Below are 19,833 nucleotides of genomic sequence, written 5' to 3'. Positions count from 1 at the left end.
CGACTCCACACGGCCAACACCATGACCATGAAAAACCTGCTCCTGAAACTCTGCGCGACCGCGTTCGTCGCCACCTCGGCGGTCGCCGCGAACGTGCAGGCCGCCGACCTGCACGTGATGAGCTCCGGCGGCTTCACCGCCGCCTACAAGCTGCTCGGCCCGCAGTTCGCGTCCCGCTCGGGCAACACGCTCGAAACCGCGCTCGGCCCGTCGATGGGCAAGTCGCCTGAAGCGATTCCGAACCGGCTCGCGCGCGGCGAGCCGGCGGACGTCGTGATCATGGTCGGCTATGCGCTCGACGATCTGATCAAGCAAGGCAAGGTAATCGCGGGATCGCGCGTCGAACTGGCCGATTCGCGCATCGGCATGGTCGTGCGCGACGGCGCGGCGAAACCCGACATCAGCACGGCCGAAGGCCTCAAGCAGGTACTGCTGCATGCGAAGTCGATCGCCTACTCGGACAGCGCCAGCGGCGTCTACATCGAGCGCGAGTTGTTCAAAAAGCTCGGCGTCGAGGACCAGGTGAAATCGAAAGCGGCCATGATCCCGCGGATCCCGGTCGCATCCGTGGTCGCGAAAGGCGACTACGAGATCGGCTTTCAGCAGGTGAGCGAACTGCTGCCCGTGAAGGGCGCGGCCTTCGTCGGGAAGATCCCCGAGTCGCTGCAGTCCGTCACGCGCTTCGCGGCCGGCATCCCCGTCGGCGCACAGCACCCGCAGGAAGCGAAGGCACTTCTCGACTATCTCGCGTCGCCCGACGTGCAGGCCGAAGTGAAATCGACCGGGCTGGATTCCGTCTCCGCACACTGAGCACGAACGACGGGAAGGTGCGCGTCAGACCGCCTTCCCGTCGGGCCCTGCGCCGGCCTCCGCTCCATCGGCGCCATTCGGGCCAACCGGTTCGGTCCCGTTCAGCATCCGCGCGAGACGCGCGCGATCGCACGCCCCTTCCCGCATCGAAATGAAGATCACCGCGCACGCGTTGCTGATCACGCTCGTCAGCGCACGCGCCTCGGACATGAAGCGATCGACGCCGACCAGAAGCGCGACGCCGGCAACCGGCAGGTCGGGCATCACGGCGAGCGTCGCGACCAGCGCGACGAGCCCGCTGCCTGAGACGCCGGCCGCGCCCTTCGACGTCAGCAGCATGATGGCCAGCATCGCAGCGATCTGCGGCGCGGAAAGCGTCACGTCGCACGCCTGGGCGATGAACAACGCCGCGAGCGTCAAGTAGATCGCGGTGCCGTCCAGGTTGAACGAGTAGCCGGCGGGCAGCACGAGCCCCACGACGCCCTTGTCGCAACCGAGCGCCTCCAGCTTGACGATCAGCCGGGGCAATACCGGCTCCGTGGACGAAGTCGCGAGGACGATCAGCAACTCCTCGCGGATGTAGCGCAACAACCGCCACAACGCGAAACCGTGCAACCGCGCGAGCGGCGCGAGCACCAGCGCGACGAACAGCACGCAGGCCACGTAGAACGACGCCATCAGCCATGCGAGCGAGCCGACCGAGCCGATGCCGAAGCGCGCCACCGTGAAGGCCATCGCGCCGAATGCGCCGAGCGGGGCGAGCCGCATGATCATCGCAAGCACGCGAAACACGATCTGCGCGACGCCGTCGATCAGCGCCAGCACGGGCCGCCCGGCCTGCGGATACGCGTTCAGCGAAAAACCGAACAGCAGCGACAGCAGCAGCACGGGCAGCACCTCGCCCTGCTGGAATGCGCCGAGCATCGTATCCGGGATCACGCTCAGCGCGAACTCGACGAGGCCGCGCGGTTGCGCATGCTGCGCGTATTGCGCCAGGACGCTCGCGTCGAGATGGCGCACGTCGACGTGCATGCCGGCGCCGGGGCGCAGCACGAACGCGGTCACGAGCCCGAATGCGAGCGCGGCGGCGGTCAGCAGATAGAACAGCACCAGCGCGCGGACGATCGTGCGCCCGATGGCCTTCCCGTTCGCCAGCGACGTGATGCCGGAGACGATCGTGCAGAACACGATCGGCGCGATCATCATCCGCACGAGACCGACGAATGCATCGCTGAGCGGCTTGAGCGTCGCGCCGGCCGACGGCCAGAAGTGGCCGACGCTCACGCCGAACGCCATCGCCAGCAGAACCTGCACGTAAAGCGAACGAAGCGGTCTTGCCAGCCTCATGCTGCGGTCTTCCTCGATGTTCCGGTCGTATTCGTCACGAGCATTACTTCGACGCATCGCTGCGCGGCGCGCCGCCACGCCTGGCGTCGACGACCGCCCGGTGAAACTCCTCCGCGGCGGGCGTCAGCGGGCGACCGCGCCGTTTCACGATGCCCACCCGGCGCTTGACCGAAGGTTCGACGAGCGGCACGCTCGTGAGCAGCGGATGGTCGTGTCCGGGCATCGCCATCGACGGCACCGCGGCAACGCCGAGCCCCGCTTCGACCAGCCCGAGCATGGTCGTCACGTGGCGCGTCTCGCACACGCTCGGCGCGCGCGGCGCGACGCTCGTCAGCGCCTGGTCGAGCAACAGGCGGTTCCCGGACGTCTTGTCCACGGACACGTACTCGTATTCGTAAAGCTCGTTCCAGGTCACGCGCTTCTTGCGCGCGAGCGGATGATCGCGCCGGCACGCGGCAACGAACCGTTCCTGCAGCAGCAGCTTGAACTCGACTTCGGACTCCTGGCTGCCCATGAAGCTCACGCCGAAATCGGCCTCGCCGCTGATGACGGCGCTGAGCACCTCGTTCGCGCTCGCATCCAGCAGCTTGACCCTGATGCGCGGAAAGCGGCGATGATAGCTCGCGATCACGTTCGGCAGAAAATAGTAGGCCACCGACGGCACGCACGCGATCGTCACGTGACCGAGGCGGCTCGACGAGACGTCGCGGATGCCGAGCAGCGCGACATCGAGATCGTCCAGTAGTTGCTCGGCGCTCGGCGCGAACACGCGGCCGACCGTCGTCAGCGTGACGCTGCGCGTCGTGCGCTCGAACAAGCGCACGCCGAGCGCTTCCTCCAGTTTTTCGATCCGGCGACTCAACGCGGGCTGCGAAATGCTGATCGCGTCGGCGGCCTTCCGGAAGCTTCCCAGTTCCACCACCGCGCGAAACGCCTGCAAGTCGGTCAAATCGAAGTTGATTCCCACGGTCCTGGTCTCCGCATCTCGAATGCCGCGTATTTTGCACGATTCGGGCAAGTTCACCCAGCCGGGGGATGCCCGGCCGCGCCGCTCCGGGCGAGCCTCCATGCCGCGTGCGGCGGGCGAATGCGCGCCGCGCGACGCCGCGCGATCCGTTTTACAAGCGCCGTGTAAGCGCCCCGCTCGGCCGCGGCCACCGGCACGGCCGCGCGTCGCCGGCATCGGAATCGTCCTCGGGGTCGAATTGCGTCGCCGCTCGCCTGTAACCGGATGCGGCCAGGACGGCGAGCTGCCCGCATTTCGACTGCATGCGGCATGCCGGTTGCTGCATGAAATGCACAGCATCGATACGGGAGCCGTCAATGCGCGCACTGCCGATGTTCCGACTTGCCCGGCTCTTCGAGCCGCCTGCGATGCGCCGCCGTTCGCACATCGACGCGTGCGCGGCGCCGGGTGGCGCGGGAAGCACCGCATGACGCGCCACGCGCCCGCGAAACGCGCGGCGGTCGCGGTCGTCGTCGACGACGACGCTCCGGCCACGCTCGACGCCTGCCGCCGTTGCGGACTGTGGGAGCATGCGACGCAGCCGGTGCCCGGTGCGGGGCCTGCCGACGCGCGCATCATGCTGGTCGGCGAGCAGCCGGGCGATCAGGAAGACCGGGCCGGCATCCCGTTCGTCGGCGCGGCGGGCCGCATGCTCGACCGTGCGCTCGACGAGGCCGGGATCGAGCGCACGTCCGTCTATCTAACCAACGCCGTCAAGCACTTCAAATGGGAGCCGCGCGGCAAGCGCCGGCTGCACAAGACGCCCGCGCAGCGCGAGGTCGTGGCCTGCCGCTACTGGCTCGAACGCGAGCTCGACGCGCTGGCGCCGCGCGTGATCGTCGCGCTCGGCGCGACGGCGCTGCGCGCGGTGCTGCAGGATAACGAAGCAACGCTCGAGCGGACGCGCAAGCCGGTGCGCTCGCCCGACGGCCGTCTCGTCGTCGCGACCTATCACCCGTCCTACGTGCTGCGCACGCGCGGCGCCGATTCGCGCGAGCACGCGTACCGGACGCTCGTGGACGCGCTGCGCACCGCGTCGCGTCTCGCGCGCGGCGCACCGGGGGACGCCGAATGAGCAACCTGCGCGGCGATGACACGGCGCACGAAACCGCGAGCGCCGTACCCACCGCACGGCCGTGGTACCGACGACTCGGTCCCGGCCTGCTCGCGGGTGCGTCCGACGCCGACCCGAGCAACGTCGCCGTCTATGCGCAGGCCGGCAGCCAGTTCGGCTTCCACATGCTGTGGATGACCGTGATCACGCTGCCGATGATGGTGGCCGTGCAGCTCGCGTCGGCATTCATCGGGCGCGCCAACCGCGAAGGCCTCGTGGCGGCCATCCGCGAGCAGTTCTCCGGCCGCCTCGCCAAGGCCCTGATCGTGACGGTCGTGATCGTCAACGTCGTGAACGTCGGCGCCGACCTCGCCGCGATGGGCGACGCGACCGCGCTCGTCATCGGCGGCCGCAGCTACTGGTATGCGCCCGTCTATGGCATCGCGTCGCTCGCGCTGCAGGTCCTGCTGTCCTACGAACGCTACGCGCGCTGGCTCAAATGGATGACGCTCGGCCTGCTCGCGTACGTGCTCGAACTCGGCTTCGTGCACATCGACTGGCGCAGCCTGCTGCACGCGATCGTGCTGCCGCACATCGCGTTCACGCACGACTATGCGACGACGGCGGTCGCGGTGCTCGGCACGACGCTGAGCCCGTACCTGTTCGTCTGGCAGGCCGCGCTCGAAGTCGAGGAAACCCAGGCCGAGCGGCGCAACGGCGACACCGCGTGCGCACCCGGCGCACGCCGCGAGACCGAGCGGCGCATCACGTTCGACACCTGGACCGGCATGATCGTGACCAACGCGGTGTCGTTCTGCATCATGGTGATCGGCGCGGCCGTGTTCTTCACGAACGGCCGGCACGACATCGGCTCCAGCGCGCAGGCGGCCGAGGCGCTGCGCCCGATCGCCGGCGAAGCGGCATTCATCGTGTTCGCGTTCGGCATCGTCGGCTGCGGGCTGCTCGCGATTCCGGCGTTCGCGGGCAGCGCCGCGTACGGCTGCGCGGAGGCATGGCGCTTTCGGGAAGGCCTGAACGAGCCGGTGCGGCGCGCGCCGGCGTTCTATGCGGTGCTTGCGGCATGCGTGCTAGTCGGCATCGCGATCTGTTTCAGTCCCGTCGATCCGATCAAGGCGCTTTACTGGAGCGCGGTGCTCAACGGCGTCGCGGCGGTGCCGATGCTGGTGCTCGTGATGCTGTTGTCGCGGCGACGCGATGCGGCCGGCCAGCCGGGCAGCGGCATCGCGTCGAAGGCGTTCGGGTGGCTGGCGGTCGTGCTGATGGCGGGGTCGGTGGTCGTGATGGTCGTGGACATGCTGACCTGACCGGAACCGTGGTGTGGTTGCGTCAGCAACCGTTCAGCCATGGAGGAAGACCGGAACGGCGAAGCAACGATATCGGACAGCCGGGCGACCGCGCGAGCGGCGTGGCCCGGTTGTCCGAGGGGCAGGGTTACATCATCTTGCCGCGCGACTTTTCGGCACGCGCCGCATCGGCCGCCGACTCGACCTTCTTCACTTCCTCGGGTGGCGGCAGCACCGCCTTGAAGCCCATCGAATCGATCCACATCTCGCGCGCCCAGCCGCGGGTGTGATACAGGTGATGATCCTCGTCGGCCTCGACTTCGTCGTGCGCGGCCTTCAGCGCCTTCGCCGCGTCGCTGTCGCGCAACTGGTCGGCCGCGTAGCCGATCAGCTCCCAGTTCAGGTGGTCCTTGGTTTCGGCCAGCACCACGCATTCGGCCGCGACGACCTGCGCGACCGCCGGGTCGGCCTGCTTCCTCGCCTGCTCGATCACCTGGACGAGCGACTTGCCGGTCGCCTCCACGGCGGCGCGGCCCGGCGACTTCGTATCCGGATCGAGGCCGAGCGTGCCGAAGACCTTGCGCAGCACCTCCTGGTGATGCATCGTCTCGCGGTGGTACTTCTCCCATTCCTTGTGCAGGTCCTCGTCGGTCGCGCACTGGAGCGCGGCCTCGTAGATCTTCGCGCCGCCAAGCTCGGTCTCGTATGCCTGGCAGAGCAGTTCGAGGATGCCTGCGTGCTTCGATTGCCGTTGTGCCATGACTGCTTCTCCGAAAAAACGGGCCGCCCGCGCGGCCCTGGGGTTGAAACGGGCGCGCGTTACTGCGCGCCCACCTTGCGCTGGAGCGCCTCCGCCATGCTCAGGTGATGCCTGAGCGTCGGCAGCGTGGATGTCGCGAACGCACGCAGTTGCGGGTCCTTGCCATCGCGCGCCTCGTCTTCGAACAGCGCGACCGCCTTCTTGTGCGCGGCCGGGCCGACTGCGGCGACATAGGCGGTGTCGAAGTCGTGCCCGCGCTTGGCGCGCAGCGCCTCGACGTCCGGATCCTGGATCTGGTCGACCTGCGGTTTCATGCCCTTGCGCGCGGCGATCTCGTCGAGCTTCATGCTCGCCTTGCCGTGGTCGGTCACCATCCTTTTCGCGAACGCGCGCACGTCCGCGGACTGCGCCTGTTGCAGCGCGAGCCGGCCCGCCTGCACTTCGGCCTTGCCGGCCAGCGCGGCCTTGTCGACGAATTCCGCATCGGCGCCCTGCGGCGCCCTCGCGATGCCGGCATCGCCCGCGCCGGCCCCCGACGTCGGGTTGATCACGCCGCCCGGCACATGCGAATTCGATGCGGGCGGCTCGCTCGGCATCTGTGCCTGCGCGAATCCCGACACGGCGAGCACGCCCGCGGCGAGCGCCGCGATCGTCCAGTTGGGTTGTTTCATGCGCTTTCTCCTTGTGTGGACAGCGTCGTCACCCGCCGACGATCGAGCCGCCGTTCGGATGCAAGGTCTGTCCCGTCATGTAGCTCGCGCCTTCGGACGCGAGCAGCACGTAGCAGCCGATCAGTTCGTCCGGCTGCCCCGGCCGCTTGAGCGGCACGTTCGCACCGAACTTCGATACCTGTTCGGCGGTGAAGGTCGACGGAATCAGCGGCGTCCAGATCGGCCCCGGTGCGACGGCGTTCACGCGAATATCGCGCTCGGCAAGCTCGATCGACAGCGAGCGCGTGAACGCGACGATCGCGCCCTTGGTCGCCGAGTAGTCGGGCAGCTTCGGGCTGCCGTGATACGCGGTCACCGACGCCGTATTGACGATGCGGCCGCCCGCCTTCATGTGCGGCAACGCGGCCTGCGTGCAGAACATCATTCCGTACACGTTCGTGCGGAACGTGCGCTCGAGCTGTTCCTCGGTCACGTCCTCGATGCCCGGCTGCGGATGCTGTTCGCCCGCGTTGTTGACGAGCACGTCGAGCCGCCCCAGCCGCTCGACCGTGCGCGCGACGGCGTCGCGCGCCTGCCGGCGGTCACCCACATCGCATGCGATCGCCTCGCAGCGCCGCCCCGCCTGCTCGATCAGGCGCTTCGTGTGCGCTGCATCGTCCGATTCGTTCAGGTAGACGATCGCGACATCCGCCCCCTCCTTCGCGAAACCGATCGCGACCGCGCGGCCGATCCCGCTGTCGCCGCCCGTCACGAACGCAACCTTGCCGGCGAGCTTGCCGCTGCCGACGTAGTCGGCCGCTTCGTCGCGCGGCTTCGGCTGCATCTCCCGCTCGCGGCCCGGCTGTTGCGTCTGCGTCTGCGGCGGCGTTGTCCTGGCGGTGGTCATGATTTCCTCCTTGAACGGGTGTCGCGAAGGCATCGCAAACGGCGTGCCGTGTACCGCGTGGCCGCACGTCGAGTGGCACGCGCATGCGGAAACGATTCGTTCAGCGCGGGCTGCCCTGCGTGGTGCCGTCCGGCCGGCGCACCGGATCGAAGTCGCGCCACTCGCCGTCCTGCCAGTCGCCTTCGACGCGCTCGATCGACTGCGCGCCGGTCGCGCGCAGCACGTCTTCCGCGGCGGCCGCGGTCGTTGCCGTCACGCGCGCGGCCAGGACCACGCCGGTTTCGGTATGCGCAAGCGTCCCCTTGCCTTCGGCCTGCTCGCCGCGCATCCGGCCGAGCGCGCCGCCGAATGCGCCGAGATACGCACCGGCAAGCGCGCCGGCGGCCGGCACGAACCAGTAGTGCACGCCGAGCGCATAGACGATCAGCCCGACGATCGCGCCGATCAGCAGTCCGCGCAGCGCACCGACCATCGCGCCGCGGCCGCCCGGCTTCGCGGCCGTATCGGCATACACGTCGCCGCCGATCGGAAAGCGCGCGTGCTGGCCGCCAGGGTTCAGGAAGAAGATCGACACGTCGTCCGGGCCGAATGCGCGCTCGTAAAGGTGGCGCGCGCCACCTTCCGCTTCGTCGAACGTCGTGAAGCGTCCTGCGACGATCATCGCCATGTTCGTGCTCCTCGTGACCGTAAGGTGCCGCGCACGCGACGGCGTGCGCGACGAGACGTGGCGGCGCTCACATCAGCCGCCCGAGCTCCTTCGATACCGATGCCGGCGTGCCGTATTCGCGATCGGGGATCTGCCTGAGCATGTCGAGCACGCGCGGGTCGGCGTGCGACCGCTCCGCGCACTGGACGACATCCGACTTGCTCGCCGGATAGTCCATCCCCTTCAGTGCCTTCTGCACGTCGACGGGGCTCGGCGCCTTGCCGTGGCCCGTCTGGTGGCCGCCCTTGTCGTGATCCTGCTGCGTGCGCTCGCCTTCGTGCGCGCGCGAGTGGCTGTATTCGTGGCCCGTATGTTGTCGGGATGACATGGAAACCTCCTTCGAATGAATAATCGACCAACGGAGAGGCATGCGCTTACGTCGACGCACGCCGCGCGCGTGCCAGCGCGGCAACCACCAGCGCCGCCGCGCCGAGCGCGACCGCACCGGCAACCTTCGGCTGCTGCACCACTGCGTTGTACGCACAACCGCGCAGCACGGGCCCTTCCATTCCTTCGCGCTCGTGCAGCGCGTGGCGGGACTCGTACAACGCGTTGTCGTCGCGCGGGCGCGCGGGGCGCACCGTGCGCTGGCCGCGAGAGAACAGCGTGGCCGCGATGCGGTCGAACAGGCGCGGCGCGTGATACGCACCGGCCGACGTCAGCTTCGCGGCGCCGCCGACGAACAGCGCGCGGCGCGGATGCGCGGCGGCGAACAGGATCGCGTCGGCGACGAGGTCCGGGTCGTAGATCGGCGGCGGCAGCTTCGCCTCGACGTTCATGTAGTTCTTCGCGTGCATCACGAACATCGTGTCGATCGCAGCCGGCTTGATGAGCGTGACGGACACGGGCAGGTGATCCGACTCGATCTCGAGGCGCAACGAATCGGTGAAGCCCTTCACCGCGTGCTTCGACGCCGCATACGCGCTTTGCAGGGGCACCGGCGCATCGGATGCCTCGCTGCCCATGTTGATGATCGCGCCGCCGTGGAAATCGCTCTTGCGCCGGAAATGGTCGGACGCGACGAGCGAGCCGTGCACGACACCCCAGTAGTTGGTGTCGAACAGCCGGCGCTGATCGTCGAGCGGCACCGCCGCCGCCGTGCCGAAGATCGACACGCCCGCGTTGTTGACCCACGTATCGAAGCCGCCATAGCTGTCGGCCGCCATCGCGGCCGCGCGCTGCACATCCTCGAGCATGCCGACGTCGCCGGCGACCGGCACCGCGAGGCCGCCGTGCTGGCGAATTTCCTCGCACAGCGTGTTCAGCGCGTCCTCGTTGCGTGCGAACAGCACCAGCTTCGCCCCGCGCCGCGCGGCCTTGCGCGCGGTGACGAGGCCGATGCCGCTCGTGGCGCCCGTGATCACGATCGTCTGCTCGCCGACCGGTTTGAGCATGCACTTCATCACTGGACTCCTTCTACGGGCCGAGGTTATTTCGGGCGGATGGTCAACTGGTTGCGCACGTCCTGCACGCCGTCGATCTGCTTGACGACGCTGACGGCCTGCATGCGCTGCTGGTCGTCCGGCACGCTGCCGGTCAGCATCACGACGCCGTGGCGCGTCTTCACGTGAATGTCGCCGGCCGACAGGCCGCTCGTGCCGACCAGCTCGGCTTTCGCCTTGGTTGTGATGGTCGCGTCGTGGATCTTCGTGCCGGTGCTCGAATGCGTCGACGACGACATCGATGACGATGCACCGTCGTCGCCGGCGGCGAACACGTTCGGCGCGACGACGGTACAGGCCGTGGCCGCAGCGATCGCGACCGCCATGCCCAGACGCTTCGCCGCACGACGGCGGAATCGCGGGGCGCGTGCTTGCAGCGGGAATACCTTCATCGTGACCTCCTATCGTGTGATGCCGGCATAGCCGGCGGACATCCGGGTGGCGCAAATCGCGTGCCGCGCGCAACACGCCGCGCGCACGCGCGGCACGCTGATCGGACGCCCTTTCATCCAACGCGTTGTAATTTTTGCGGCACATGGGCAGGGCATGCGCCCCGCGAAATGCCGGGTATGGCGATTGCCGGAGAAGGACGCAACGGGGCTCGCCGGCGCGGCCCCGATCTCGGGAGCAACACCATGCAAAGAATTGCGTTGATCAGTGAACATGCGTCACCGCTGGGGGTGATCGGCGGCGTGGATGCGGGCGGGCAGAACATCTACGTCGCGAACGTCGCGAACCAGCTGGCCGAGCGCGGCCTCGACGTCGACGTCTACACGCGCTGCGACAATCCGCACCTGCCGGAAGTCGTGCAGATCGGCCCACGCATGCGCGTGATCCACGTGCCGGTCGGGCCGCCCGCCGATATCCCTAAGGAACGGCTGCTGCCTTACATGGACGCGTTCGCGGACTACATGACGGCGCGTATGCGGCGCGAGTCCGACCCGGTCGACGTGATGCACGCGAACTTCTTCATGTCGGGCGAGGCCGCGCTGCGCGTGAAGAAGCGTCTCGGGATTCCGCTCGTCATGACGTTCCATGCGCTCGGCCGCGTACGCCGGCTGCATCAGGGCGCGGCCGACGGTTTCCCCGACGAGCGCTTCACGATCGAGGACACGCTCGCGCGCCGCGCGGACCGGCTGATCGCCGAGTGCCCGCAGGATGCACTCGACCTGACCACGCACTACCGCGCCGATGCCGCGCGCATCGAGATCGTGCCCTGCGGGTTCGATGCGCGCGAATTCCGGCCGGTGCCGCGTGTCGACGCGCGTGCGCGGCTCGGCTGGCCGCACGATGCATTCGTCGTGCTGCAGCTCGGGCGGCTCGTGCCGCGCAAGGGAATCGACACCGTGATCGACGCGCTCGCACGCATGCCGCGCGACCCGAACCGGCCGACGCGGCTCTACATCGTCGGCGGCAGCCAGGCGACACCCGACCCGGCGTGTGATCCGGAACTCGCGCGCCTTGTCGCGCTCGCGCACGACACCGGCATCGCGGACCGAGTGACGTTCGTGGGCCGGCGCGAGCGCGACACGCTGCACCTGTACTACAGCGCCGCCGACGTATTCGTGACGACGCCGTGGTACGAGCCGTTCGGCATCACGCCGGTCGAGGCGATGGCCTGTGCCGCGCCGGTGATCGGCAGCAACGTCGGCGGCATCCGCACGACGGTGGACGACGGCGTGACCGGCTACCTGGTGCCGCCGCGCGACCCGGCCGGGCTCGCCGAGCGTCTCGTGCAGCTGCGCGCGCGACCGGACCTGTGCGATGCGCTCGGCCGGGCCGGCTATCTTCGCGCGCACCGCTTCTATACGTGGCGCGGCGTGGCCGACCGCCTCGTCGACATCTACCGCGACGTCGCGCATCCGCGCGCCGGCACGGCGGCCAGCAGCCGCCGAACGCCCGTCGCGACCACGCCGGGCGTACTCGCGCACCGCAAGGAGAACGCATGATGAAGGGCTACGATCGCAAACGGGTGCTCGTCACCGGCGGCGCTGGGTTTCTCGGTTCGCATCTGTGCGAGCGCCTCGTGACGGCCGGACACGACGTGCTGTGCGTCGACAATTTCTACACCGGGACGAAGGACAACATCGCGCATCTGCTCGATGCGCCGAACTTCGAGCTGATGCGGCACGACGTGACGTTTCCGCTTTACGTCGAGGTCGACGAAATCTACAACCTCGCTTGCCCGGCATCGCCCGTGCACTATCAGCGCGACCCGGTGCAGACGACCAAGACCAGCGTTCATGGCGCGATCAACCTCCTCGGCCTCGCGAAGCGCGTGAAGGCACGCATCCTGCAGGCGTCGACGAGCGAAGTGTACGGCGACCCCGACGTGCATCCGCAGGGCGAGCGCTACTGCGGCCGCGTGAACCCGATCGGCGTGCGGGCGTGCTACGACGAAGGCAAGCGCTGCGCGGAAACGCTGTTCATGGACTATCACCGCCAGTACGGTGTCGACGTCCGGATCGCGCGGATCTTCAACACGTACGGCCCGCGCATGCATCCGGCCGACGGGCGCGTCGTCTCCAACTTCATCACGCAGGCGCTGGCCGGCGAGCCGCTGACCGTCTACGGCGACGGCAAGCAGACGCGCTCGTTCTGCTATGTCGACGACATGGTCGATGCGCTGGTCCGGCTGATGGCCGAACCGGGCGACGCATGCGAGCCCGTGAACCTCGGCAACGACGACGAGATCGCGATGATCGACATCGCGCGCGAGGTCGTGAGGATCGTCGGCACGACGGTCGCGATCGAATTCTGTCCGCTGCCGTCCGACGATCCGCGCCAGCGGCGGCCCGATCTCGACGCCGCGCACCGGCGCCTCGGCTGGCGCGCGACGACACCGCTCGCGAGCGGGCTCGCGCATACCGCGCGGTATTTCATCCATCGGCAGGTCGTGCATCACACGCCGGGCGATCTCGTGCGCAGCACGCAGATCGCATCGCACATGCTCGCGCAGATCAGCACACGGAACCGGCCGGCGACGACCTGAGCGGGACGGCGTGACGCGCGACGGCCGGTGCCCGTCGCACGTCAGCCGTCGCGCTTCGTCACGCGCGCGATCTTGTGTGCCAGTTCGCGAACGTCGACCGGCTTGCACAGATAGCCGTCGAAGCCCGCTTCGAGCGCGCGGCGCTCGTCGGCAAGCCCGGCGTGCGCGGTCACGGCGAGCACGCGCAGGTCGGGTGGGCTGCCGCCGTTCGCGCCGCGCCGCAACGCGTCGAGCAGCCAGAAGCCATCGCCGTCGGACATCGCGAGATCGGACAGCACGACGGTCGGCTTCACGTCCGCGATGACCGCGAGCGCGTCACGGCCCGACGACGCGATGGCGACGGTCGCGCCGAGGGTGGTCATCGCGGCGGCCAGGCTCGTGCGGGTGGTGGCGTCGTCGTCGACGATCAGGATGCGTTGCGAATCGAGCGTCGGCGGAGCACCCCGGTCATCGCGGTGCGTGGCGCCCCACGCCATCGCCCCCACCGGCTGCCAGCCGCCCGGCAACGTCACGGTGAACGTGGTGCCGCGATTGCGGCCGGCGCTTTCGACGCAGACCTTGCCGCCGTGCAGCTCGGCGATATGCCGCACGATCGACAGCCCGAGCCCGAGGCCGCGCCGCGACGATGCGGGCGACTCGTCCCCGCGGCGGAACATGTCGAACACGTACGGGATGAACTCCGGCGCGATGCCTTGCCCGGTATCGGAAACGGCGAGCGTCGCGCGCGCGGCGTCACGCGACAGCGTGACCGTCACCGTACCGCCGGCCGGCGTGAACTTCAGCGCATTCGCCACGAGGTTGGACAGCATCTGCCGCAAGCGCTCCGCGTCGCCCGACACCACGCATGCGGGCGCGGCGCAGTCGAATTCGAGCGCGATGCCGGCGGACGACGCGGCCGTCTGGAATGCGCCCGTTGCATCGGCGAACAGCCGCACCACGTCCACCGGCATCGAATCGATCCTCAGCTTGCCGGTGGCGAGCGACGACGCGTCGAGGATGTCGCCGACCATGCGCGTGAGCGAACGCGCGCTGCGGTCGATCGCGTCGATCGCCTGGTGCTGCAATGCGTCGTCTCTTGAATTGCGCAGCACCTCGACCCAGCCGTAGATCACGTTCAGCGGCGTGCGCAGTTCGTGCGAGACGGTCGCGAGCAATTCGTCCTTCAGACGGTTCGACGTATCGGCCTGGTCACGCTCGTCGCGCGCCCCTTGCAGCGAACGGTGCGCACGCAGGTCGCGACGACGCTGCGCGCCGGTCTCGCGTAGCGTCACCGACAGCGCGACGCAGTTGCGCGCGTCGCCTTTCACCGGGCGCGCGGATACCGTCGCGCGAAAGCGCCGGCCGTCGCGGCGCACGCACAGCAGCTCGAGCGGGCCGACCGGCTCGCGCATCGCGGCGAACGATTCGGCCAGCGCGTTGCGCGCCAGCCAGCGCATGGCGATCAGCGCTTCGAGCGGCCGCCCGCACGCGTCGTCCTCGTCGTACCCGAAGATCCGCTGCGCGGCCGGGTTCCAGCTCACGATGCGGCCGTGGCCATCGACCCCGACGATCGCGTCCGGCGACGCCTCGACGACCGCAAGTTGCAGCCGTGACTTGTCGGCGAGCACGCGGGCCGTGCCGCCATCGCACAACAGCAGCACCGCGCCGTCGGCGTTGCCGTCCGCGCCGGCGATCGGCGACGCCGCCTCGATGACCGGCACCGGCGTGCTGCCCTCGGAGCCGTGCAGCCAGTGCCGGTCGGACGACGCACGCGCGCCGCCGAGCGCACGGTCGAGCGGCGTCGTCTGCACGCGCCGGCCATCGTGATCGAACACGCGCAGCACGTCGTGCGCGGGCCGACCTGCTGCGTCGTCCGGGCCGCAGCCTGCCAGTTCGGCCGCCGCCGCATTCAGGTAAGTCACCCGGCCTTCCGCATCGGTCGCGATCACACCGTGCGGCAGCGCCTGCAATACGGCTTCGAGCTGCCGCCGCGCGGCGGCTTCCCGCCGGCGCGCGTGCTCGTTCGTGAGCCGCGCGTGGCGCAGCATTGCCGCGACCGAGCACACCAGTGCTCCGACCAGCAAGAAGGTGCCGAGTCGCACGAGGCGTGCCGGCAACGGCTCGGTATAGGCGCCCGGATCGGACAAAAACAGCGTCCAGACCAGCAGCCCGCTCACCACGGTCGACGCGATCCCGAACAGGAACGACGTCGCCCACGCGGCACCGGCCAGCATCGGGTAGTACAGGACGAGCGACAGGTTGACGCCGCCGAAGCGGATCGCCAGCGCCTGCAGCACGGTCGCGATCGCGACGAGCATCACGGCGGTGACGTAACTTCCGGCCTCCGGCCGGGCAATGTCAATCATTGGACACGCTCCTGCCGGCGGAGCGGCGGCAGCGGGCCACGCGCGAACGAACGGGCACGTCGCATGCTCGGCCGCTTGCGTTGACCCGGGAGACCTTCGCGCCATGACCACTCCGACACGCTGGCTCGTCATCTCGCCGCATCTCGACGACGCCGTCTTCAGTTGCGGGCAGTTGCTCGCGCAGGCGCCCGGCTCGGTCGTCGTCACGGTCTTCGCGGGAATACCGGCCCGCGGGACGGCCGCGCCGCCGTGGGATCGGCGCGCGGGGTTCCGCACGGCAGACGAAGCCATGCGCACGCGACGCGACGAGGATCGCCGCGCGCTCGAGATCCTCGACGCGCAGGCGGTGTGGCTCGACTTCCTCGACGACCAGTACGGCACGCCGGCCGCGTCGACGGCGATCGCCGCGCGCGTGGCCGCGTCCATCGCCGCGCATCCGTGCTTCGGCATGCTCGCGCCGGCCGGCCTGTTCCATCGCGATCACCTGCAGGTGCAGCGGGCCATGCTGGCGCTGCTGCGCGACGACGCTCGCTCGGGGGAGTTGTCGCGCGTGTGGCGCTTCTACGAGGACGTGCCATACCGGCGGATCGACGGGTTGATGGCCAAGCGCGTGATCGCCTGGCGCGAACACGGCTGGGTGGGCCATCCGGTTGGCCCGCCGACCGGCAACCGAACGGACGGCGCGGCCGCGAAGGCCGCCGCCGCGAATGCGTATGCGAGCCAGATCGATCTGTTCGAGCCTCATATGCGCGCCGATCTCCAGGAACCCGAAACATACTGGCGGCTCGAATGCGACGGCTCGTCCGCATAACGCCCGCGCATGTCGTGCTGCCGCCAAGCGAAGCGCGCGTGACCGCGGTCGTGCTGACCTGGCGGCGCCCGACGGAACTCGCGCGCACGCTCGCACGACTCTCCAGCCTGCCCGACCGGCCGGCGATCGTCGTCGTCGACAACGGATCGGACCATGCAACCGCGGCGCTCGTACGCAACCGCTTTCCGCACGCAACGCTGGTGCATGCGCCGGCCAATCTCGGCGCGTCCGGCCGCAACCTCGGTGCGGCCGTCGCACGCACGCGCCACATTGCATTCTGTGACGACGACACGTGGTGGGCGCCTGGCTCGCTCGCCGAAGCGGCGAACCTGCTCGATGCGTATCCGCATGTCGCGGCCGTCACCGCGCGTGTGCTGGTTGGCCCTGACCAACGTGAAGATCCAACCTGCGGGCTGATGGCCGACAGCCCGCTCGAGGCGCCCGTCGCGTTGCCGGGCCGGCCGATCCTGGGGCTGCTGGCCGGTGCGAGCGCGTTCCGGCGCGACGCGTTCCTCGCCGCGGGCGGATATCACCCGCGCTACTTCCTCGGCGGAGAGGAAGCACTGCTCGCGCTCGACCTGTATCGAGCGGGGGCGTGGCTCGTCTATGCACCGCGTCTGACGGTTCATCATTACCCTTCAATGCAACGGGACGTGCAGACGCGCGCGAGCGTGGCCGCACGCAACGCGGTGTGGACCGCGTGGCTCAGGTGGCCGGCCGGCGCGGCGCTCGCGCATACGTTCCGCATGCTGCCGCGCCTGCGGCGCGAACGCGGCATCGCGCCCGCGTTCGCGGGCCTGCCGTGGATCCTGCGCGAGCGGCGCACGCTGCCACCGCATGTCGAGCGCATGCGCCGTCGCCTCGACGACGATACGCGTCGCCGCGCGCACGCGCACGGATGAGCGCATCCGCGCGGCATCAGGAGTCCGGCTTCTCCGTTTCGTCCTCCAGTTGCGCGAGCCGGTTGTAGATCGTCTTCAGGCTGACGTCGAGCACCTCCGCCGCCTGCGCCTTCACGCCGCCGCATTGCGCGATCGTGCCGAGAATCAGCTTGCGGTCGACTTCCTCGAGCGGCGTGCCGAACGGCACCGTCACGCGATCCTCGTTCGAGTCGACCATGTTCGAGAGTTCTTCCATGATCGGCGGCGGCAGCGTGTCGATCACGTCCGCGTCGCTGAAGATGCTCGCGCGCTGCACGAAGTTGCGCAGCTCGCGCACGTTGCCGGGCCACGCGTAGGTCTTCAGCGCTTCGCGCGCGGCCGGCGCGAAACGCAGGTTGCGACCGCTTTCCTCGTTGTAGCGCTGCAGGAACGCATCGGCGAGCATCGGGATGTCGTCGCCGCGCTCGCGCAGCGACGGCAGCGGAATCGGAAACACGTTGATCCGGTGATAGAGGTCGGGCCGCAGCTTGCCGTCCGCCATCGCCGCTTCCGGATCGCGGTTGGTCGCCGCGACGATGCGCACGTCGACGTCGATCTCGCGCGTCGAGCCGAGCCGCGTGAGCCGCCCGGTTTCGAGCACGCGCAGCAGCTTGACCTGCGATTCGACCGGCATCTCGGTGATTTCGTCGAGGAACAGCGTGCCGCCGTCCGCGCGCTCGAAGAAGCCCTTGTGCTGCCGCTCGGCGCCGGTGAAGCTGCCGCGGTCGTGGCCGAACATCTCGCTCTCGACGAGATTCGCCGCGATCGCGCCGCAATTCACCGCGAGGAACGGGCCGCGGCGGCGCAGGCTCAAGTCGTGGACCGTCTGCGCGGCGAGCTCCTTGCCCGTGCCCGACTCGCCGGTGAGCAGCACCGACGCTTCGGTACGCGCGACGCGGCCGATCGCATCATAGACGGCCTGCATCGCGGGCGAGCTGCCGAGCATCCGGCCGAAGCGGCCGAGACGCTTCAGCTCGGAGCGCAGTTCGGCGATTTCCTCGTGCAGGGCGGTGGTGCGCGGCACGCGCGCGAAGATGCTGTTCAGCCGCTGCATGTTGAGCGGTTTAACCAGATAGTCGCTCGCGCCGCGCCGCAACGCATCGATCGCGGTTTCGAGGCTCGCATGACCGGTGGTCAACACCATTTCGCAATGCGAGCGCTTGGGCAATGCGTCAAAGAGATCCATCCCGTTGCCGTCCGGCAGTACGAGGTCGCACAGCACGAGATCAGGGGTATGCGTCGAGACGAGCGTGCGCGCTTCTTCGAGTGTCGCGGCCGTGTCGCAGGCGAGCTGCTGCGCCTGTGCGAGCGTCGCGAGCATCATGCGCGTGTCGGCGTCGTCTTCGACGATCAGGACATAAGGCATCGAAGCTCCTTGGTGGTGCGGCTCGGACGCCAGGCGTCGGCCGAAACCGCGGCGGGCATGCGATGCGAGGTACGACGCCGGCACATGGCGACACGTCCGCACTGCATGCGAATGAGCAGACTGGCTGTCCTGCCATCACAAACGAGTGCTTAGCAGTATAGAAGAAGCACGTCGCGCGGTCGCCGCTCATCGAATAAATCTATCTATCGGTCGCGATCGCATTGCAAGATTCAATCTGTAGGCGCAGGCATAACAGGTATGCTTTTTACGTGAAAAACTGGCGTGAGACGGTCATTTTTTCATCTGGTCCTCGACGATTTCGGTCAATACTTCCCAACGCGATATCACTCATGTCGAAATCCGCCGATGACGGCACGCGACTGTTCGGCCGCTCGCAAACGATTCAGAATCTGCTGTTGAAGGTATCGCGCGTCGCCGCTACGCGCGTCAGCGTACTGGTGGTCGGCGAAAGCGGCGCCGGCAAGGACATCGTCGCGCGGCTCATCCACGACATGAGCCCGCGCCGGCGCGGGCCGTTCGTGCCCGTCAATTGCGGGGCGATCCCGAAGGACATCGCGGAATCCCATTTGTTCGGACATGAAAAAGGCAGCTTCACCGGCGCCGTTGCACAACATGTGGGCATGTTCGAAGCCGCCCGCGGCGGGACGCTGTTTCTCGACGAAATCGCGGAAATGCCGGCGGAATTGCAGGTGAAATTGCTGCGCACGCTCGAGTCGAACACGATCATGCGCGTCGGTGGTCACGAAGCGATTCCGCTCGACGTCCGGATCGTCGCGGCCACCCATCACGACCCCGTGGAGGCCGTGCGCAGCGGCCGGCTGCGCGAGGATCTCTTCTACCGGATCGCGACGATCGCGCTGCACGTGCCCGCGCTGCGGCAGCGCGAGGACGACGTCGGCGACATCGCACTACAGATCGTCGACCGGCTGAACGCACGGCACCGCACGCGCAAGCGGCTGTCGATGCAGGCGATGAAGGCGCTGCGCGCGTACACGTGGCCCGGCAACGTGCGCGAGCTGCGCAACGCGCTGGAGCGCGCGTTCATCCTCGCGGACGAGCAGATCGAACTGCAGTTGCCACGCCGCCAGCAGCCGCGCGACGAAGTCCGTCACAACGCGATGACGCTGCATATCGGCACGACGCTCGCGCATACGCAGCAGCGCTTCATCGTCGCGTCGCTGCGTCATTTCAACGGCGACAAGCCACGCACCGCGAAGGCGCTCGGCATCAGCCTGAAGACGCTGTACAACCGCCTCGCGCTATTGTCCGAACACGAGCGCAATGCGGCGAACGGCGCGGCAGCACCGGCGTCGGGGACGAGCAGCGCAAGTGGTACCAGCGCCACCGCGAGCGCGGGCACGCCACCGAGCGCGACAAGTCCGTAGGCGCACC

19 protein-coding genes are annotated in these 19,833 nt (G+C 68.7%); 8 read left to right on the top strand and 11 right to left on the bottom strand.

The window, feature by feature from the left end; all coding sequences use genetic code 11:
• Nucleotides 1–27: 27 nt before the first annotated feature.
• On the top strand, nt 28–810 hold the full coding sequence (locus tag ACV22W_RS07020) for a substrate-binding domain-containing protein (RefSeq protein ID WP_448018733.1): 783 nt from the start codon (nt 28–30) through the stop codon (nt 808–810).
• A gap of 24 nt (nt 811–834) precedes the next feature.
• Here the strand turns inward: ACV22W_RS07020 and dctA are convergent, their stop codons facing one another.
• Nucleotides 835–2,157: a C4-dicarboxylate transporter DctA gene (gene dctA / locus ACV22W_RS07015; protein ID WP_448018527.1), complete on the bottom strand. Its 1,323-nt coding sequence runs from the start codon at nt 2,155–2,157 to the stop codon at nt 835–837.
• 43 nt (nt 2,158–2,200) lie between these two features.
• Nucleotides 2,201–3,124 carry a LysR family transcriptional regulator gene (locus tag ACV22W_RS07010; RefSeq protein ID WP_448018526.1) on the bottom strand — a complete coding sequence of 308 codons (924 nt, stop codon included), beginning with the start codon at nt 3,122–3,124 and terminating at the stop codon, nt 2,201–2,203.
• Between the two features lie 466 nt (nt 3,125–3,590).
• On the opposite strand from ACV22W_RS07010, the gene ACV22W_RS07005 reads away from it, so the two are divergent.
• Together ACV22W_RS07005 and ACV22W_RS07000 are read left to right on the top strand one after the other, a co-directional pair.
• On the top strand, nt 3,591–4,238 hold the full coding sequence (locus tag ACV22W_RS07005) for a UdgX family uracil-DNA binding protein (RefSeq protein ID WP_448018525.1): 648 nt from the start codon (nt 3,591–3,593) through the stop codon (nt 4,236–4,238).
• Entirely contained in the window at nt 4,235–5,542 is a 1,308-nt protein-coding gene (locus ACV22W_RS07000; protein ID WP_448018524.1) for an NRAMP family divalent metal transporter, read from the top strand. Before ACV22W_RS07005 ends, ACV22W_RS07000 begins: the two co-directional genes overlap by 4 nt.
• Before the next feature lie 127 nt (nt 5,543–5,669).
• Here the strand turns inward: ACV22W_RS07000 and ACV22W_RS06995 are convergent, their stop codons facing one another.
• From ACV22W_RS06995 to ACV22W_RS06965, 7 genes are all read right to left on the bottom strand, one after another.
• A complete protein-coding gene (locus ACV22W_RS06995) occupies nt 5,670–6,281 on the bottom strand; it encodes a hypothetical protein (protein WP_448018523.1) in 612 nt (203 codons plus the stop codon).
• 59 nt (nt 6,282–6,340) lie between these two features.
• Nucleotides 6,341–6,952 carry a DUF4142 domain-containing protein gene (locus ACV22W_RS06990; RefSeq protein WP_448018522.1) on the bottom strand — a complete coding sequence of 204 codons (612 nt, stop codon included), beginning with the start codon at nt 6,950–6,952 and terminating at the stop codon, nt 6,341–6,343.
• A 28-nt stretch (nt 6,953–6,980) separates the two neighbouring features.
• The gene (locus tag ACV22W_RS06985; protein ID WP_448018521.1) at nt 6,981–7,838 is read right to left on the bottom strand and encodes an SDR family oxidoreductase; all 858 of its coding nucleotides are present in this window, start codon (nt 7,836–7,838) and stop codon (nt 6,981–6,983) included.
• A gap of 100 nt (nt 7,839–7,938) precedes the next feature.
• Nucleotides 7,939–8,505 (bottom strand): hypothetical protein, encoded by a 567-nt coding sequence (locus tag ACV22W_RS06980; protein WP_448018520.1) that lies wholly within the window; start codon nt 8,503–8,505, stop codon nt 7,939–7,941.
• Nucleotides 8,506–8,572: 67 nt separating this feature from the next.
• Complete coding sequence (locus ACV22W_RS06975; RefSeq protein WP_448018519.1) at nt 8,573–8,872, bottom strand: DUF2795 domain-containing protein; 300 nt, start codon at nt 8,870–8,872, stop codon at nt 8,573–8,575.
• A 46-nt stretch (nt 8,873–8,918) separates the two neighbouring features.
• Nucleotides 8,919–9,947, bottom strand: a complete 1,029-nt coding sequence (locus ACV22W_RS06970; protein WP_448018518.1) for an SDR family oxidoreductase — start codon at nt 9,945–9,947, stop codon at nt 8,919–8,921.
• 26 nt (nt 9,948–9,973) lie between these two features.
• Entirely contained in the window at nt 9,974–10,378 is a 405-nt protein-coding gene (locus ACV22W_RS06965) for a BON domain-containing protein (protein WP_448018517.1), read from the bottom strand.
• A 243-nt stretch (nt 10,379–10,621) separates the two neighbouring features.
• Here ACV22W_RS06965 and ACV22W_RS06960 point away from each other — a divergent pair, with 243 nt between their 5' ends.
• Nucleotides 10,622–11,935: a glycosyltransferase family 4 protein gene (locus ACV22W_RS06960; protein ID WP_448018516.1), complete on the top strand. Its 1,314-nt coding sequence runs from the start codon at nt 10,622–10,624 to the stop codon at nt 11,933–11,935.
• Nucleotides 11,935–12,978 carry a UDP-glucuronic acid decarboxylase family protein gene (locus tag ACV22W_RS06955; RefSeq protein ID WP_448018732.1) on the top strand — a complete coding sequence of 348 codons (1,044 nt, stop codon included), beginning with the start codon at nt 11,935–11,937 and terminating at the stop codon, nt 12,976–12,978. The genes ACV22W_RS06960 and ACV22W_RS06955 overlap by 1 nt, the downstream gene beginning before the upstream one ends.
• A gap of 41 nt (nt 12,979–13,019) precedes the next feature.
• On the opposite strand, the gene ACV22W_RS06950 is transcribed toward ACV22W_RS06955, so the two are convergent.
• On the bottom strand, nt 13,020–15,323 hold the full coding sequence (locus ACV22W_RS06950) for a hybrid sensor histidine kinase/response regulator (protein ID WP_448018515.1): 2,304 nt from the start codon (nt 15,321–15,323) through the stop codon (nt 13,020–13,022).
• Between the two features lie 103 nt (nt 15,324–15,426).
• On the opposite strand from ACV22W_RS06950, the gene ACV22W_RS06945 reads away from it, so the two are divergent.
• Both ACV22W_RS06945 and ACV22W_RS06940 read left to right on the top strand, forming a co-directional pair.
• Nucleotides 15,427–16,134, top strand: a complete 708-nt coding sequence (locus ACV22W_RS06945) for a PIG-L family deacetylase (protein ID WP_448018514.1) — start codon at nt 15,427–15,429, stop codon at nt 16,132–16,134.
• The gene (locus ACV22W_RS06940) at nt 16,113–17,036 is read left to right on the top strand and encodes a glycosyltransferase family 2 protein (protein ID WP_448018513.1); all 924 of its coding nucleotides are present in this window, start codon (nt 16,113–16,115) and stop codon (nt 17,034–17,036) included. The genes ACV22W_RS06945 and ACV22W_RS06940 overlap by 22 nt, the downstream gene beginning before the upstream one ends.
• A 16-nt stretch (nt 17,037–17,052) precedes the next feature.
• Here ACV22W_RS06940 and ACV22W_RS06935 read toward each other — a convergent pair whose 3' ends face one another.
• On the bottom strand, nt 17,053–18,420 hold the full coding sequence (locus ACV22W_RS06935) for a sigma-54-dependent transcriptional regulator (RefSeq protein ID WP_448018512.1): 1,368 nt from the start codon (nt 18,418–18,420) through the stop codon (nt 17,053–17,055).
• Nucleotides 18,421–18,770: 350 nt separating this feature from the next.
• On the opposite strand from ACV22W_RS06935, the gene ACV22W_RS06930 reads away from it, so the two are divergent.
• Entirely contained in the window at nt 18,771–19,826 is a 1,056-nt protein-coding gene (locus ACV22W_RS06930) for a sigma-54 interaction domain-containing protein (RefSeq protein WP_448018511.1), read from the top strand.
• Nucleotides 19,827–19,833: the final 7 nt, after the last annotated feature.

The sequence above is a fragment of the Burkholderia sp. AW49-1 genome (genome assembly GCF_053427845.1).
The sequence above is the reverse complement of the archived record's forward strand: the minus strand, read 5'-3'. Positions and strand labels throughout refer to the sequence as shown.